Source organism: Sporosarcina sp. PTS2304, from assembly GCF_003351785.1.
Lineage (GTDB): Bacteria > Bacillota > Bacilli > Bacillales_A > Planococcaceae > Sporosarcina.
In genome coordinates this window covers 1,436,849-1,454,800 of the sequence record NZ_CP031230.1, presented here as the reverse complement: position 1 = coordinate 1,454,800, position 17,952 = coordinate 1,436,849, and the positions used below count along the sequence as shown (strand labels likewise).

The window sequence follows — 17,952 nt, the reverse complement described above, 5'->3', positions numbered from 1 at the left end:
GAAGCAAGACATCGAGTGGATTTTCGTTCTAGGCGGCGACTCGGGGAGGATCAGGTCGACAAGTGAAACATCCGGCGTAGCGCTAGCGGAGCGGTATGGTTCACTGCGACCCCTCCCGAACGCGTCCGCCTGGAAAGGAACGGCGAAGAGAGGATTCTTCTATTCGTTTCATGAGAAAAAGGGCTGTCACAGAAACTCAGTTCTCACTGACTTTCTAGACAGCCTCTTTTTTGTTAACAATTATTCAAAGCGGATTTCTAACTGATCCCCACCGAAAATAGGTTCATTGAATCGAATGGGTTCGCCGTTTCGTACTAAACGATAAGCAGAAGCCGCGTTAGTAGGTAGCGAGAATTCAGTAAATGAAAAGATGTCGCTGAAAATGATCGGTGCATTTGATACAGAGGTAAATTCTACTTGATCAGATGAATGAACTTGATAGGATAAATTCGCAAGTTGTCCATTTACATAGACCGCTGTACGTTGTTTTTTAATGGAGACAGGTTCGCCATTGAATGTAATATCCGCTCGTGCTTCCAAAATGATATCTAACTCATTAGCAATCTCTTGTAACGTTGTTGCAGGAGGCTGATGCGTTGTGATTTGATCTCCGTCTTTTATAATGTAATGATCGTCTACTTCATTGCCATCTACTATGTACAGGATCGGGCGGGATTTCACCAATTGTTTTTTCCCGTCATGTATTACAGAAAGCTGCGCCACATCTAGTGAATCATTCATTTCTTTAATGGCTGTAGCTAATGAACATGTAGTTCGTGTGGTAAGTTCATCACGGTCTGTTACTAACGTTTCTAACGAAGTCGGGAGCCCATTTAATAAGATTTCATCTTGTCGTGTCATAAGTACGCCGTCTAGCGAAAACTGTATAGTAGCGGGTGCTTGCATCAAATCGCCGACTTTCGCTACTGCATCTTCCCCGTCTTTTCCAAATTCCAGTTCAATTACGTCTTGGTGATGTATTAAATCTTTAGTACTTGCTTCTTGTCCATTTAATAAAATCGTAGTTGGAGATCCGTGTTCACCAGGCAATGTAACCCACTCGTCGTTCACTTTTACTGTCAGTGCAAGACCAGGTTTACCGTATAATTTACGAGCAGACACATTGGCAGCGAGTAAGGCATCTCCTACAGTCATCTCTTTCAACTCAAATAAACGGATAGTCTTTTCATTTACCGTAATAGACATGTAGTGAATAGGAGATCGATGGGCTGCAATGGCAATGCCAATTGGTGTAACTAGTGAGGGAGAAGCTTCAATATTATCGTCAAGTGTTACGCCAGATAATGCGTCCAAGCTTCTAATAGCCACTCTCGTATCAGGCAACTCTAGTTCATTACTTAATTCTTTCGATAACGTAGGTGTCAGACTACCTCCTCCAACGATCATCACCGCTTGTGGAGAAGTATTGTTGTTTAGTCTCTTAATCTCATGGGAAATAGCTGCAGCTAGCCTTTTAACTGCTGGACTAATGACATCCACTACTTCTGTAGATGGAATTTTTTGTTCGAATCCTAAAATGTCTTGAACTGTAACTTGTTCGGATGATAAAAGCTGTCGTTTCATTTGCTCGGCCAACGGGAAATCGAGCAAATAATGGCTACTTAATGTTTCAGTAATTTCATCTCCCGCGATAGGAACCATGCCATAGGCTGTTACTGTGTTGTCGTTGACGATTGCAATATCAGAAGTGCCTGCTCCGATATCGACAAGAGCAATATTCAATCGTCTCATAGAAGGCGGAACGAGTACGTTGATAGCGGCAATCGGTTCTAGTGTCAATGCCTCCATTTCTAAGTCCGCTCGCTTCAACGCAGCCAGCAAAGATTCCACGACAACTCGCGGCAGGAAAGTGGCGATCACTTCAATCGTGGCTTGGTGACCTGTCTGATCGATTAAACTACCAATCTTTTCGTCATTTAATTTATAGTGCAAGACTGAGTAGCCTACGCAATAATAATGATCATCTTCCGTTAATTCGTTAGAGGTAAGCAGTAATTGTTGAGCATTCTGAACGGCAGACAGCTCTAACCGATTAATATCTTCAGTCGAAATTAACGTGCGCTCTGAAATATCTACTGTTACTTTCCCTTCCGCCGTTTTTAATGAACGACCCGCTGCAGCTACACTAACACGTTCTAAAATACCGTGTTGCTCTTCTAGTTGTTGCTTGATCTGTTGAATAATCGCAGCAACACTTAAAATGTTATGTATTTGTCCATCGATCATCGAACGTTCTTTATGTTCTTTTGAAAGCAAGTCTATAATATGAAATGAATCCCCTTGTTGTTCAAGCACAATGCCGACAACGGAGCGTGTTCCGATGTCTAGTGCGAATAATTTCTTCCCCAGAACTTCCAACCTCTTTTCAGCCTTTATTCTATGTCAACATAGTGAAAATGTATTAATTCGGTGAAATTGCGTGACTTTTCAAAGAGAAGTCATTATACTTGGTCTAGTATATAAAAATGTACCATAGATTCCAACGTTAGAAAAGGAAGATATGTGCGGGGAGGAGACAGAATGATGAGACAGCAAGATTTAGGTGAGTTAAGAGGACGCATTGATGAATTGAATATTGATATTCTTAAATTGATCAATGAGCGTACTAGTATAGTTCAAGAAATTGGGAATGTGAAAGAAAAGCAAGGTGTAAATAGATATGATCCGATCCGCGAACGGGAGATGCTGAATGTTTTAAAGAATGCGAACAATGGGCCTTTACCAGACGGTATTTTGGAACAAGTTTTTAAATCAATTTTTATGTCAGCACTTGAAGTACAACAGGACAAGCAAAAGAACGCTCTGCTCGTTTCTCGGACGAAAAAAGCAGAAGATACAATCGTAGACGTAAACGGCCAAAAAATTGGAGGCGGGCAACCGACTTTCGTTTTCGGACCTTGTGCAGTAGAATCTTACGAGCAAGTACTGGCAGTTGCGCAATCGATCAAAGCGAAAGGCTTGACGATGATTCGTGGAGGAGCATATAAACCACGTACATCACCGTATGACTTCCAAGGATTAGGTCTTGAAGGTCTAAAAATTTTAAAGCGAGTTGCAGACGAAACTGGTCTATCTATTGTTACAGAAATTATTACACCTACACACTTAGAGGAGGCACTCGAATATATCGATGTGATCCAAATCGGTGCGCGTAATATGCAGAACTTCGAATTGTTAAAAGAAGCAGGAATGGTAAATAAACCAGTGCTTCTAAAACGTGGAATGTCTGCTACTATTTCTGAGTTCGTGAACGCAGCTGAATATATTATTTCTAAAGGAAATACGGAAATTATGTTATGTGAGCGCGGTATTCGTACGTACGAAACAGCTACACGAAATACGCTCGACATTTCTGCTGTACCAATCTTGAAGCAAGAAACACACTTACCGGTATTTGTTGACGTTACTCACTCTACAGGCCGTAAAGACTTGTTGCTTCCAACAGCGAAAGCTGCAATTGCAGTAGGAGCAGACGGCGTTATGGCAGAAGTTCATCCAGATCCGGCAGTTGCATTATCGGATTCTGCACAACAAATGGACATACCGCAGTTTGATAAATTCTACGAAGAGATTACACGCTTCATGAATACGCACCAAACGATTTAACATTCTAGCACCGATCCTTTATAATAGAGGATCGGTGCTTTCTACATAAGAAGAAATATTTTCAATACAGAAATAATCCTAAATACCGATAAAACACGGTATACTAATAATGAAGAAGGATAGGAGGAACAACTATGGCCATCACCATTTACGATGTAGCAAGAGAAGCAAATGTATCTATGGCAACGGTTTCACGAGTAGTGAATGGGAATCAGAATGTAAAACCTGCTACTCGCAAAAAGGTATTGGACGTCATCGAACGATTAGGTTATAGACCGAACGCAGTCGCTCGAGGACTAGCTAGTAAACGGACAACGACGATTGGAGTCATCGTTCCGGATATGTCGAAAAGCTATTATGCAGAGCTTTCTAGAGGGATTGCAGATGTTGCCACAATGTATGAGTACAACATCATTATTTCCAATTCGGACAAAAGTACATCTAGGGAAGTAGAATTGTTTGAAGATCATTTAGGGAAGCAAGTCGATGGCTTGATTTTCATGAGTGATTCTATATCACCGGAAGTACGGGCTGAAATGAAAACAGCAAATGTTCCTATCGTTTTAGCAGGTACTTTAGACTTTGAAACGAATTTACCTTCTGTCAATATCGATCATGAACAGGCGGCTTACGATGTAGTGAAAAAACTGATCGATAACGGTCACAAACGAATTGCTTTTGTCTCTGGACCTTTCACACGAGATATTAACCGCGTTTGTAAACGAGTAGGGTATGTACGTGCATTAGAAGAAGCAGGGCTGACAATTGACGAAGAACTGATTGTGGAGACAGACAACACGTATGATGATGCATATGAGAGTTGGAACGTACTACGTAAACTTTCGAGTCGCCCGACAGCAGTTATGACAAGTAGTGATGAGATTGCTGTTGGTATTATGAATGGCGTACGGGACGAAAATCTTAGAATTCCTGAAGATTTGGAGATAATCTGTTTCCAGCACTCCATTTTGGCGCGTATCGTTCGTCCGCAATTATCTGCAGTAGTAGTCCCTTTATATGACTTAGGCGCGGTGTCTATGAGATTGTTAACTAAGCTCATGAGTGAGGAAGAAGTGGATGAAACGGAAGTTGTGTTACCGTATCATTTAGAGGAACGTCAATCGGTGCGATAAGCACAAAAGTATAAAAAACGAGTAGAATAGTACGTTACATAGTTAAGTTTTTGAGAATAGAAGTAGCGTATCAATAAATTCGACTGACATATTATACTATTTGAGTTGTTAGGGGGGTTATCCAGTAAATCAGTAGCGACTGATTCTCTGCGATGACTCTTTTTTCGCTACAAGCAACTAACAATTAAAACAGGCAGAAAAAATGACTAGTTTTTTCTGCCTGTTTCATGGCGGCGATTTATTAGAAAAGCTTTTGTATATTACTTTCCTTTGCGGATGACATGGAGAGCCCGAGTGAGCATTTGCTCATTCTTTTCCTCTATATCTTTTTTGCGTGGAACAGGCTCATATAAATTTGGTGGATCTTGCCATGTTTCAATAAGAGACACAGGAGATTCAGGTTGCCACTTCTTCAACCATGCTTCTGGAAGCGGTCCTGTCGGTGTCGGAATGGATTGCATCGTCAACCATAGATGAGACCATGCACGCGGTACTACTCGCCAAATATCATATCCTCCACCGCCGATAGCGATCCATCTTCCATCGCAGTACTCTTCTGCAATTTCTTTCGCAAGTTTTGGAATCTCCTCATAAATTTTCATTGTGCTATATAAATGAGTTAATGGATCAAAATAATGAGCATCTGCTCCGTTTTGCGTTAAGATGACATCTGGCTTGAAGAATTCGGCCACTTCTCTTAACGCCGTACGGTAGATGTTAAGAAATGATTCATCCTCTGTAAATGCATCGATAGGGAAATTGAACGATGTACCGTATCCTTTCCCGTTGCCTCGTTCAGTTACGTTACCTGTACCTGGGAAGAGGTAGCGGCCTGTTTCATGGATAGAGAATGTGCAAACGTCTGGATCATCATAAAATGTCCACTGCACGCCATCGCCATGGTGTGCGTCTGTATCCACATACAGAACTTTCGCTCCGTATTTTTTTTGCAAGTATTTAATTGCGACAGAACTATCGTTATAAATACAAAAACCAGATGCTTTGCCTTGGAAGCCGTGGTGCAACCCTCCGCCGAGATTTAACGCATAGCGAGAGCGACCTTCCATTACTTCTTCAATTGCGGTTAGTGTGCCCCCGACGAGTAAAGCGCTTGCATCGTGCATCCCTGTGAAGAAAGGAGTGTCCTCTGTGCCGATGCCGTAAATACTACCGATAGTTTCACTTACTTCACCTTTACTAGCTTTCTTCACAATATCAATATATTTCGCATCATGTGCCAGTAATAACTCTTCATCTGTTGCTGTTCTAGGTACAACAATATCGTCAGCATTAATTGCTTGAAGTTCATTCAATAAATCCATTGTTAAAATGATTCTTTTCTGATTGAAAGGGTGAGTATCCGAAAATTCATAATTTAACTGGTCGGGTGAATAAATAAAACTCGCTGTTTTTTTCATATGCCCATCTCCGGTTCGCCTGGCCAAAGAACGTCAAACCCTTCCGATTTCAAATCGGCAATAATTGCAAGGGGATTCATTCGTTTGATTCGAACGGCTAGAATTTTACACTCTTCATCATCTTGATAAGGTTGAACTAAAACACTTAGTACGTTGGTGTTATGTTTATGAAATACTTTTGATACTTCATAGAGAATACCTGCGCGGTTGGGTACTCGGATTTGTATGTGGGAGCTCGGTTGGTTTGCGCCGGTTAATTCAATATAATTGTATAGCAAATCAGTTTTCGTCAAAATACCTACCAATTGATAATTAGAAACGATAGGCAGACATCCGATTTCGTATGTGTAGAACAGTAGAGCAGCCTCTTCAGCAAAGTCCCTAGGATGCCCGATCACTAAATCGGTTTTCATAATCTTATCAAGAGTAGTTGCGTAAAGAGAAGGTTCATTTTTTTCAGAGATACTCGAAGGTGAAGCTTCTTTTACGTCACGATCTGTTACTAGTCCTATTAAACGTTCTTTCTCTATAATGGGTATATGTCTAATTCTTTTTTGTTTCATTAATTGAACAGCGTCCGCGATTGTGTGCGTAGGATTCAATGTAATCACGTCTGTTTTCATTATGTCTTGTACGAGCATGATCATTCCTCACTTTCAATGGTTCACACGGTTTTTGAATCGAACCCGATCAAACTGCTCGATGGAGTGCTGATCGACGCGTTTTCCGATTCTTGCCATTAAACAATTGGCAGGATGAGAGCAAACTTCAGGATCATCCGTCGAAAAGAATTCCATGCCACCTGCACGCATCATTTTTTCCATCACTTTCCGGTAATCCCAAACAGTTAAGCCTGTTCCTTTTAAGTCCCAGTGCCAGTAGTATTCAGTAGTAATAATAATGTAATCTTCCATTGCATCATCTAACATAGATAATTCCAATAATGATTTTCCGATATGGGCGCCGCGGTAAGCAGATGCTACTTCAATAGCACCCAGTTCTATTAAGTTTGGCAATTCAGCCTCATACCAACGTTCCATAGGATCTGGATACAAATAGGTTACATAGCCAATAATGAGATTTCCTATTCTGGCAATATTGATGCGACCTTCAGGAAAAGAAGCGATTTTTACTAATGCTTCCTGTTGTTGTTTACTCGGTCGAAATGCTTTAAGTCCTTCGTGAAAATCAAACTTGGCTAGCTGTTCAGATGAAATAGGCCCTTCTATGACCAACTCTCCTTCATCGTGAGGATAGGATCTTGAAAAATAGGTTTTTCTATGTTCCACGCAGCTCACTCCTTCCTTTTAACTCTACCCTTAATGCGAGCAAATAATCGCTGTCAATCTGGTTTGTACATATCTAAATCAAGTATACATTTTATCCTAGTAAAATGTATATTATTTTCAGAAAATCATGGAATTGTCGATATTTTGCTATAAAAAACCGGATTACAATAGGTACATTGTAATCCGGTATGTTAATTATTCTTTCTTCGGTGACTCAACGTCAGGTGTTGCTTCTGGTTTGGCGTCCGTCTCGGGCTTAGCCTCTGGTTTTGTATCCGGTTTTGCATCAGGCTTCGTTTCAGGTGTAGTATCCGGATTTTTCGTATCCGTTGAATTCGCTGGTTTTTTATTTGGAGTTGTTGTATCCGGTTTTGGTTTTACAGGAGCCGCATTCGTTATAGTATTGGACGCTGCGGATTGAAGTCCGGTAATATCAACAGCTCTTACATAATATGAACCATAGCCAATGGTGTATGAACGTGATGCACCATCTCTAACAGTTCCAATGCGTACGCCATTTTGGTAAATATAATAACCAATGACATCATTAGATGATGAAGCAGTCCATGTTAGAGTCGCTCCGTTTTTGCCGGCTTGCACTGGAGCGGGCGGTACATTATTAGCTGGGAATGAAGCGCCGGATACGACGTTGCTTGAATATCCGCCCTGACCCGCCAATAGTTTCGAACCATCTCCACCTAACCGTCCCATCATCCGTTTAACAAACTGAGAATTTACACCTACACCGCCAGAAGAAACAAATTCTCGTGGTGTAGAAGGAAGTGCTTGATACAACTTGCCATTCACTCGTACGGAAGCGGTATTGATAATGCTGTCGTCCACTTTTGTAGGAACCATTACTTTCGAGTTAAATAAATCCGATCGAACTAGACCGGCTGCTGAACATGCTGCGGAAGGCGCCATGCCAGAAACTCCACAGAATGACCGTGTGACAACCCCGTTCGGACGTTTAAATCGTTCGGCCGCTTTAACCGTCTCAGGTCGCAAGCTGTTAGCGGTATTCATCAATTGACCGAATAATCTAGCTGTTCGTTCGGAAGGGTGCATTTGACTACTGCGGTACCCACTATATAAAGGGGTCTGCTGGTTTTTATAACCAAGCCACACACCGAGTGAAACGTTCGGATTGTACCCAACGAGCCAAGCGTTCCCGTAATGTTGAGAAGTTCCTGTTTTCGCTGCTAAATCTGGTCGGAAATTCATGAACCCAGGCAAACGTGCTGCAGTACCAGGTGGTCGAAGTACGTCACGCATCATGTCCGTAATAATGTATGCAGTCTCTGGACTGAAGACATCGACTGGTTCGATTTTATGTTCATAAATAATATTGCCTTTCATATCTTCGATTCGATCAATCATATACGATTTGATAAATTTACCGTCATTCGCAAATGTTGCGAAAGCATTTGTGTTTTCCTCAACAGAAACACCGATATCCATACTACCGAGAGCTGTCGTCAAATATTGGCCATCAGCTTCAGTTAATTTAGTGAAATGCATTTTTTTAAGAAATTCGATAGGCTTTCTATCGATAATTTGATCATATAAACGAAGCGTAGATAAGTTTTGAGAACGTGCTAATGATTCACGCGCTGATAAAATTCCAAGCTCACGATCAAAGTAGTTCCCAGGTCTATAGGATCCTTGTCTAAACTTCACGTCAACTACCGGACTACCTGCACCGATGACTCCGTACTCTATAGCAGGAGCATAGACAAGCAGGGGCTTCATAGAAGATCCGTTATGTCTAAATGCTTGAGTCGAGTGATTCATTGCTTCTATTTCATGTCCACGTCCACCGATGAACGAAAGAACTTTACCTGTATGATTTTCGATTAAAGTCGCACCGACTTGTACAGGATCTTCAATAATCGTCTTTTTACCTGATTCTTCATCTACTTTTTCAGAAGTATACGTAAATCCATAGTATTTGAAGTTCTTCGCTACTTCATTCATCTGATCGTATAAGTCTTTATCGATCGTTGAGTAAATTCGATAACCATCTGTGCGCATAGAACGATCTGCCATAATTTCATATTTCTCTTTCACTTTTGAATCTTCTTCAAATCGAGTAGCATCTAACCCGTCTTTTTCAGCTAGAACTTTTGCCAAAATTTCGATTGTGCGATTTTGGATCTCTTGTGTGACATACGGATAACGTTCAGTTGCACGACGAGAAGGTTGTCTGAAATCTTTAGTTACGTCATAAGCGATAGCTTCTTGATATTCTGCTTCTGTAATATATCCTGTATCGCGCATCCGAAATAATACAGTCTTCATACGGTTCACTCCGTGTTGAAGTTTTTCCCGCTCCTTAATCCCTTGGTTTTTACTATAGAAAGGAGTATACGTATAAGGTGCTTGTGGGATACCAGCAATATAAGCAGCTTGCGGCAAGTTTAAATCAATTGCCTTAATCCCAAATATGCCTCGCGCTGCGGTTTCTATTCCCGCGATATTCTGACCTGTTATATCTCTACCATACGGAATGATATTTAAATAGGCCTCTAAAATTTCATCTTTTGTCATGAAATGCTCTAAACGCATGGCTAGTAAGATTTCTTTCGCTTTTCGTTCATAAGACACTTCGTTTGTCAAAATTTGGTTTTTTACTAACTGCTGAGTCAGTGTAGAACCGCCTGTTTGACTGTCAGAATTCGTAAGATCTTGGAAAACTCCGCGGAAAATGGCTTTTGGCACGATGCCTTCATGTTCGTTGAAGTATTCGTCCTCAGTAGCCAAGACTGCATCTAATGCATATTGTGATACTTTATCGAGCGTGATTTGTCGCCGCTCAATATCTGAATTGATCTTTCCTAAGTACACATTATTCGCAAAGAACATTTCAGACGTTTCTTCATAATTAAATACTGCATTACGCAACTCGTCCTTTGTACGTAAAGGCTCCTTCGCTACGAGTGAAGCAAAGTAGCCTGCGCCAACGGAGGACGCAAATACGGCGCCAATGACACTGAAGATTAGCATCAATATAAATAAATTCCAAAGTACACCAGAACTAATTCGAAGTTTTTTGGCCCAAGGCTCTTTTTTTACCTTCTCGAATGAATTCTCTAGTTGTTGGATCTTATTGTTTTTCGATTTCCTCAAATTATTCTCCCCCTAAAAATCTTATTTATTATAGCATAAATTTGAGTGAATTAAGCAATAAATGTTGACTTTCATTGGAACTTGGTTAAAATTAGACTCAGATGAATTTACATGTCGAAAAAACCGAAGTAATGATAGCGAGTTCCGTCTTAGAGAGACAGCGGTTGGTGAAAGCTGTTCGGTGCGCTAGTCATGAATTACAGTTTTGGAGTGTACGTTTTGCGCAACGTTATCAGCGCCTTAAAGCCGGAGAGTAGGGAAGTACTCTCAAGCCGGGTGGTACCGCGTTAATTAACAATCAACTAACGTCCCTGCATGATCATTTACTGATTATGTAGGGACTTTTTTATGTTGATTTTAGGAGGAAAAGGAAAATGTCAAATGAATTAATGGATGATTTACGCTGGAGAGGGTTATTGTACCAACAAACGAATGAAGAAGGATTGGAGAAATTGCTAACGGACGAAAAAATTTCTCTATACTGCGGTGTCGACCCTACAGCAGATAGTATGCACATCGGGCATATTGTGCCATTGCTTACGCTTCGTCGTTTCCAAATGCATGGTCATCAGCCGATTTTATTAATAGGTGGTGCAACGGGCATGATTGGAGATCCGTCAGGTCGCTCGGAAGAACGTCAATTACAAACGACCGAGCAAGTAGCTAATAATGTGCGTGGTATTAAAAAGCAATTAGAAATGATTTTCGACTTTCAATCAGATAATGGGGCAAAGCTAGTAAATAATAATGACTGGATCGGGTCGATGTCATTAATCGAGTTTTTACGTGACTACGGAAAGTTGTTAAGCGTAAATTACATGCTAGCAAAAGATAACGTAGCTTCTCGTTTAGATCAAGGTATTTCATACACGGAGTTTTCTTACATGCTTATGCAAGGGGCGGATTTTAATCACCTATATGACCATCATAACTGCCGTGTGCAAATCGGTGGATCCGACCAATGGGGTAATATTACAACAGGCTTGGAAGTTATCCGTAAAATGCATGATGAAGAAGTAAAAGCTTACGGATTCACAATACCGCTCGTCACAAAAGCAGATGGGACGAAATTTGGCAAATCTGCAGGCGGCGCGGTATGGTTAGATGCGAAAAAGACGTCACCGTATGAGTTTTACCAGTTCTGGATCAATGCTGCCGATGCAGATGTTGTGAAATACTTGAAAATCTTTACGTTCCTTAGCCGTGAAGAGATTGAAGCGCTTGAAACAGCTGTGCAAGAAGAACCACATTTACGTCAAGCGCAAAAGACGCTTGCTGAAGAAATGACACGTTTAGTCCATGGACAACAGTCACTTGACCAGGCATTGCGTATTTCAGAAGCTTTATTCAGTGGAGATTTAAAGGCGTTGACTGCATCTGAAATGAAAGATGCTTTTAAAGATGTGCCGACTGTGGAAATGGAAAAAGCAGATCAGAATATTATAGACTTTATCGTCCAGGCAGGAGTTTCTCCATCTAAACGTCAAGCGCGTGAAGATGTGACGAACGGTGCAATATCATTTAATGGTGAACGTATTACAGATACGGCGTTTACTGTAGGAGCGGATCAGCGCTTGGAAGATGCATTTACGATTGTTCGACGCGGAAAGAAGAAGTACAGTATGGTGAAGTTTATCTAAAGAGAAAGAAGCTCCTAGAATTCTAGGGGCTTTTTGATGTTTTAAGAAGAAGGATGATATGTGTATCAAGCCTGTTGATTAACCATAGAAAGAAATTAAGTTTTGGAAATGAGGTGCTTTTGACAAGTAATTGTAGAGCTAGTGTACGTGTGAGGATTCTCCCTACAGAACCGGACGCTTTCCTGAGGGCACGCGGCGGATTCGCCAGAAGTTCTTTGGCGATTACGCCTGTAATTGCAAAGATGTGCTCCTTCTCGCTGCGCTAGGAGATCCACCGTGCTCCCTCCGGAAAGCGTATCGTCTGGAAGCGCAAGCCGCAAGACACTCCAAGTTAGCTTCACTTCATCCAAATGCCGTAGTCCAACTCAATTTTGTCTAAATGAATAAGTGAATTATACATAATATGATTAATAAACCGTCCTGAATGCAAAATGTGTAAATAAAAACCCCTCTCGTCGAGAAGAACCGACGAGAGGGGGAATTATTATTAACGAGAGTAGAATTCTACGATCAACGCTTCGTTGATCTCAGCAGCTAATTCGCTACGCTCTGGAAGGCGAACGAAAGTACCTTTTTTAGATTCTTTGTCAAACGTTACGAAGTCAGGAACAAAGCTATTTACTTCTAATGCTTCATCGATAGCGTTCAAGTTTTGAGACTTCTCACGAAGAGAGATTTCAGAACCAGGCTTCACTGCGAATGAAGGAATGTCCACGCGCTTGCCATCAACTAAAATATGACCGTGGTTAACTAATTGACGAGCTGCACGACGAGTACGTGCAAGACCCATACGGTACACAACGTTATCCAAACGAGCTTCAAGTAAGATCATGAAGTTTTCACCGTGAATACCTTGCATTTTACCGGCTTTGTTGAAAAGCGTGCGGAATTGACGTTCGTTTACGCCGTACATAAAGCGTAATTTTTGTTTTTCTTGTAATTGCAATCCGTATTCAGAAAGTTTTTTACGTTGGTTTGGACCGTGTTGTCCTGGTGCGTATGGACGCTTTTCGATTTCTTTACCAGTACCCGTTAATGAGATACCTAAACGACGTGATAATTTCCAAGATGGACCTGTATATCGAGCCATGAGAGACTCCTCCTCTGTTGGTTTTATTTTGTTGTAAAATAAGACCAGATATGTTCAATCCATCTGCCATTCTATAATCTTGCAACTTCGCCCCTGCAGCCTCGGGGTTACGTGGTGCACCTTTTAAAAAAGGAATAGACTGGACAAAACAGAACACATAACTGCTGCGAATATTTTACACAAATATTAGCATACCAATTTATCGACTGCGGGTCAAGTGTATTCATCATATATAAAAAATGAAGTTACAACACTTTTGTTTTTACAAAAAGCACGGTACACTAAAATAGAATAGAATAAAGCGCTTTCAAGCGTATTTGAATAACATAGAACAAGGAGGAATCAACATGCACAAGAATAACAACTGGCATAAAGAAACAGCAATGATACATGAAGGTTACGACAGCAAAGAACATCAGGGAAGTCTTGCAGTGCCGCTGTATCAAACCGCAACGTATGTATTTGATTCAGCTGAACAAGGAGAAAAACGATTTGCTGGAGAAGAAGCAGGAAATATTTATTCGAGATTAGGGAATCCGACAGTCAGTGTATTGGAAGAACGGATTGCTCGTATGGAAGAAGGGCAGGCGGGACTGGCATTTGCATCGGGAATGGCAGCGGTCAGTGCGGTGCTTGTTCATGTGACAAAGGCGAATGATCATATCGTATGTTCGCGAGGAATTTATGGATGCACATTTGGATTATTAAAAATCATGGAAGAAAAATACGGGATTACTCATGATTTAATCTCTATGGGATCTGAAGAAGAAATTGAACGAGCAGTGAAACCGGAGACGACATGTATATATGTAGAAACACCAATTAACCCGACGATGGAGTTAGTTGATTTGCAAGCTGTAGTTACCGTAGCTAAGCGACATAATTTAAAAGTGATTGTAGACAATACATTTTGTTCACCATATATCCAGACACCTTTAACGTTTGGCGCAGATTTTGTTTTGCATAGTGCGACAAAATATTTAAATGGCCACGGAGATGTCATTGCAGGTTTGCTGGTAGGGAACAGTAAAGAAGAAATGGCGAAACTACGCAGTACGGTTCAAAAGGATTTTGGTGGAGTGATTTCACCATTTGACGCGTGGTTATTACTCCGTGGCATTAAAACATTGCCTGTCCGCATGGATCGTCACGCAGCAAATGCGAAAATTGTATTTGACTATTTGAAAAAACATTCACAAGTAGATGAAGTGTTTTATCCGTTTGATGAACAGCATCCTCAGTTCGCAATCGCGAAGAAACAGATGAAAACGGGTGGGGGTCTTATTTCCTTTACGATTAAAGGGGGGAAGATTGAAGCGCAGAAATTCTTAAATCAATTATCTCTTATAAAATTAGCCGTCAGCCTTGGCGATGCGGAAACTTTAATCCAGCATCCGGCTTCTATGACACATTCCGGTGTACCTGTAGAAGAGCGTGAAAAGATGGGAATTACCGATTCATTATTGCGATTATCTGTTGGTTTAGAACATATGGATGATATTATTGCTGATTTGGAACAAGCCTTTCAAATCATTTAAGCAGGTAAATTATAAAACGAGCGACCCTGTGAAAAGGATCGCTCGTTTTATTGTATAGAATTGTGGAAGGACTGTCACAAAATGATAGTCCTTACTTTTGATAACTTACTATAATCGTGTTGGTTTTATTTGTCATGTAGAATCTGAATGTACCGTATTTGCCGCGGTCGTGTTCTACTGGTTGTTTTACTTAAGCAACGCAAACCCTACCTACTTTTGCGTCCTTGCGACCCTATAGTCGCGCCAGTGATGAATAAGTGTTCCGAAAAACATCTGCAGAACGCCATTTCTTCGTGTCAGATTAGTTATCAATCCCAATTCATTAGTATACAGCAGCTATGTAAAAATGTCAAACGAGTTTTCAAATAGAAATAAGAAAACGTTTCAAGTCTGTTGATTCACCATATTATGTATAATTCTCTCATTCAATCATTTAAAGCGATTTTGACTATGGCAGTTGAATGGAGTGAGGCTGATTTGCAGTCTATTGCGGCTTGCGCTTCCAGACGATACGCTTTTCGGAGGCGACTTGTCCGGTTCCTCTCGGGAGAATCCTAACGAGTACAAAACCTCTACAACTACTTGTCGAAAGCGCCTCATTTCCAAAACCCAATTCCTTTCTTTCGATAATCAACAGGCTTTAAAACGTTTAGTACTAGTTGAATAGGGAAGAAAGAAAATAGAGCCTGTCATCAGTATACAGGAAATAATTATTGGAGGGATTAGGATGAACGTAGAGATTGTTAACGAGTTTCCACATGAATTTTTAATGGAGCAAGCGGATACATGTATCTCCATTTATCAACCGACCCACCGGTATCGACCAGAAAATCAACAAGATCCAATACGATTTAAAAATTTATTGCAAAAAGTGCAAGAGGAATTGGCAAAGTCTTATTCTGCTAACGAAGTAAAAGAAATGCTGACACCTCTTGAGAAGCTACAGGGAGAACGACCTTTTTGGGCACATGCAGGAGACGGCTTAGCTTTATTTGCGACAAAAGAACGTTGCATTGTCTATCGTCTTCAACGTCCGGTGATTGAATTAGCTGTCGTTTCTAATAGTTTTCATATTAAGCCGCTCATTCGTGTATTTCAATCAGCCGATCGTTATCACTTATTAGGTGTCAATCGCCAAGAATTCAAGTTGTTTGAAGGTAATCGTTATGGAATTGAAGAAGTGGAAATTCCTGAAGAATTGGCGAAGACGAAAGCAGAAGCAATCGGGGATCAAGTAACGGAATCATATCTAGGTTCAGGTGATTCTGGCGGTGCTGCAGGTACGGCTATGATGCATGGACATGGCAGTAAAAAAGATGAAATCGATATTGATATTGAACGTTACTTCCGCTATGTAGACCGGACAATCGCAGAACACTATTCAAAACCTACAGGATTACCATTATATTTAGTAACGTTAACGGAGTATCATACCCCATTTAAAGAGCTTAGTCATAATCCACTATTGCGCGAACAGGGAATTAAATCAGATTTTGAAGCGCTGAGTTTGGAACAATTGAGAGAGATGGCATGGCAATGTGTAGAGCCGAACTATCTTAAAAAGACAGAGGACTTAGTTGAGAATTTCGAGAATGCGAAAGCAAGTGGGCAAGGTTCGGAAGACATTAAAGAGATTGCGCAAGCAGCAAGCGAAGATCGAATTAGCCGTCTGATTCTAGAAGATGGACGATTATATCCTGGCAAAATCGATGTAGACACAGGAACTATTCAGACGAATCATTTGGAAGATGAAGCTGTGGATGACGTGATGGATGATCTGGCAGAAATTACATTTAAAACAGGCGGTGAAGTAGTAGTTTTACCGAAAGAGCGTATGCCGGTTGAATCAGGAGTAGCAGCAATTTTTAGATGGTAAGCTAACAAGCAGATGTAGAATATATAAAACGCATGAAGGGGAAGTGAATTATCCTTCATGCGTTTTTACTTGCATGCTTTTCAGAAAATTAACAATTCATTAAGTCGAGCGTACTGATTAGTTTCCTTACTCGTTTTTTAATAAAATCTCTTTAGCTGCTGTTAACGCACTTTGGACGCGCGGGAAGCCGACGTAAGGAATTAATTGCATGATGCTTTCGATAATTTCAGTTTTCGTCAACCCTACAGTAAGTGCACGGTTCACATGTGTTTGAATTTGTGTAGTTGCCCCTTGAGTGACAAGTGAAGAAAGAGTTACTAATTGTCGTTGTTTACTATCTAGCCCTGGTCTTGAATAGATTTCCCCATATGCAAATTCTACTATGTATTTCCGTAAATCAGGTGCTAGTTCTTTTAAGGCGTCTGCTGTCATCATACGATTCGCTTCTTCTTCGCTAACATATTCTCTAATTTTAGTTAAACCAGCTTCAATTCTTTCCGTAGACATGTATAATCCTCCTAGAATTTTTATTATTCTGCCAATAAAGTATAGCATAATTGCATGCCTGTCAATTAAGTATATTATATATAATTTATCAATTTACAAGGGAGTTAGGCGATATAAATAAACGGGCGAGGAATACTAATTTCTACAAATACTGGTCAAGAGCATATCGTTTCTAAAAAAGTCCATTATTTGGATGTTGAATAGGCTAAGTACAATCAATTAAATGAATAAAGGCTTAAAAAACATCAGATACTTCGAATGAGTTTAGAAATTAGCAATAGGAAAAAAGATTCAAAATCAGTAGTGTATGTTTAATCAGCACCACAAGTAGGTATAGTTGAGTAGAACGAGAAAACAACAACTTTGGAGGTAATACAAATGGAAAAGTTTTTCTTGGAAAATGCAGTACAAGCTAAAAAGAAGATTGAAGAATTGGTAGCACAAGGCTACACACATGATGATATTTATATTTTCGCACATAGTCAGGATCGTGAGGATAAAATTGCAGACGCGTTAGATTCCGAGCAGGTGGGAATGAGTGAAATGGGCTTCCTCGAAAAAATGAAAAATATGTTCACTTCACGTGGAGATACGATTCGTGCGGAAATGCAAGCAGTTGGACTTTCTGAGGCAGAAGCAGAAGAAGGCGAAAGTGAGTTAGATAAAGGAAGATTAATGCTTGTTGCTAAGCGATGAAATAAAAAA

The 17,952-nt window shown here is 40.5% G+C and carries 13 protein-coding genes; 6 read left to right on the top strand and 7 right to left on the bottom strand.

Annotated features, from left to right (window positions below; genetic code table 11):
- Positions 1-240: 240 nt before the first annotated feature.
- Positions 241-2,370 (bottom strand): cell division protein FtsA, encoded by a 2,130-nt coding sequence (locus DV702_RS06845; RefSeq protein ID WP_114925865.1) that lies wholly within the window; start codon positions 2,368-2,370, stop codon positions 241-243.
- A 174-nt stretch (positions 2,371-2,544) separates the two neighbouring features.
- Here DV702_RS06845 and DV702_RS06840 point away from each other — a divergent pair, with 174 nt between their 5' ends.
- Both DV702_RS06840 and ccpA read left to right on the top strand, forming a co-directional pair.
- Positions 2,545-3,627, top strand: coding sequence for a bifunctional 3-deoxy-7-phosphoheptulonate synthase/chorismate mutase (locus DV702_RS06840; protein WP_114925864.1), 1,083 nt, complete (start codon positions 2,545-2,547; stop codon positions 3,625-3,627).
- 134 nt (positions 3,628-3,761) lie between these two features.
- Positions 3,762-4,760 carry a catabolite control protein A gene (gene ccpA, locus DV702_RS06835; RefSeq protein ID WP_114924091.1) on the top strand — a complete coding sequence of 333 codons (999 nt, stop codon included), beginning with the start codon at positions 3,762-3,764 and terminating at the stop codon, positions 4,758-4,760.
- A 260-nt stretch (positions 4,761-5,020) separates the two neighbouring features.
- Here ccpA and DV702_RS06830 read toward each other — a convergent pair whose 3' ends face one another.
- The 4 genes from DV702_RS06830 to DV702_RS06815 all read right to left on the bottom strand — a co-directional run bounded on the left by DV702_RS06830 (position 5,021) and on the right by DV702_RS06815 (position 10,596).
- Complete coding sequence (locus tag DV702_RS06830; protein ID WP_114924090.1) at positions 5,021-6,178, bottom strand: acetoin utilization protein AcuC; 1,158 nt, start codon at positions 6,176-6,178, stop codon at positions 5,021-5,023.
- Positions 6,175-6,819 carry an acetoin utilization AcuB family protein gene (locus DV702_RS06825; RefSeq protein WP_114924089.1) on the bottom strand — a complete coding sequence of 215 codons (645 nt, stop codon included), beginning with the start codon at positions 6,817-6,819 and terminating at the stop codon, positions 6,175-6,177. Before DV702_RS06825 ends, DV702_RS06830 begins: the two co-directional genes overlap by 4 nt.
- Before the next feature lie 15 nt (positions 6,820-6,834).
- Positions 6,835-7,467 (bottom strand): GNAT family N-acetyltransferase, encoded by a 633-nt coding sequence (locus DV702_RS06820; RefSeq protein ID WP_114924088.1) that lies wholly within the window; start codon positions 7,465-7,467, stop codon positions 6,835-6,837.
- Positions 7,468-7,662: 195 nt separating this feature from the next.
- Positions 7,663-10,596, bottom strand: a complete 2,934-nt coding sequence (locus DV702_RS06815; RefSeq protein ID WP_114924087.1) for a transglycosylase domain-containing protein — start codon at positions 10,594-10,596, stop codon at positions 7,663-7,665.
- Positions 10,597-10,970: 374 nt separating this feature from the next.
- Between DV702_RS06815 and tyrS the strand changes: the two genes are divergently transcribed.
- The gene (tyrS, locus tag DV702_RS06810) at positions 10,971-12,236 is read left to right on the top strand and encodes a tyrosine--tRNA ligase (protein WP_114924086.1); all 1,266 of its coding nucleotides are present in this window, start codon (positions 10,971-10,973) and stop codon (positions 12,234-12,236) included.
- Between the two features lie 487 nt (positions 12,237-12,723).
- Here tyrS and rpsD read toward each other — a convergent pair whose 3' ends face one another.
- A complete protein-coding gene (rpsD, locus tag DV702_RS06805; RefSeq protein ID WP_114924085.1) occupies positions 12,724-13,326 on the bottom strand; it encodes a 30S ribosomal protein S4 in 603 nt (200 codons plus the stop codon).
- Between the two features lie 347 nt (positions 13,327-13,673).
- On the opposite strand from rpsD, the gene megL reads away from it, so the two are divergent.
- Complete coding sequence (gene megL / locus DV702_RS06800; RefSeq protein ID WP_114924084.1) at positions 13,674-14,864, top strand: methionine gamma-lyase; 1,191 nt, start codon at positions 13,674-13,676, stop codon at positions 14,862-14,864.
- 727 nt (positions 14,865-15,591) lie between these two features.
- Positions 15,592-16,740, top strand: coding sequence for a baeRF3 domain-containing protein (locus DV702_RS06795; RefSeq protein WP_114924083.1), 1,149 nt, complete (start codon positions 15,592-15,594; stop codon positions 16,738-16,740).
- A gap of 126 nt (positions 16,741-16,866) precedes the next feature.
- On the opposite strand, the gene DV702_RS06790 is transcribed toward DV702_RS06795, so the two are convergent.
- Positions 16,867-17,247, bottom strand: coding sequence for a carboxymuconolactone decarboxylase family protein (locus DV702_RS06790; RefSeq protein WP_114924082.1), 381 nt, complete (start codon positions 17,245-17,247; stop codon positions 16,867-16,869).
- Positions 17,248-17,625: 378 nt separating this feature from the next.
- Here DV702_RS06790 and DV702_RS06785 point away from each other — a divergent pair, with 378 nt between their 5' ends.
- On the top strand, positions 17,626-17,943 hold the full coding sequence (locus DV702_RS06785; RefSeq protein WP_114924081.1) for a YflT domain-containing protein: 318 nt from the start codon (positions 17,626-17,628) through the stop codon (positions 17,941-17,943).
- Positions 17,944-17,952 lie beyond the last annotated feature (9 nt).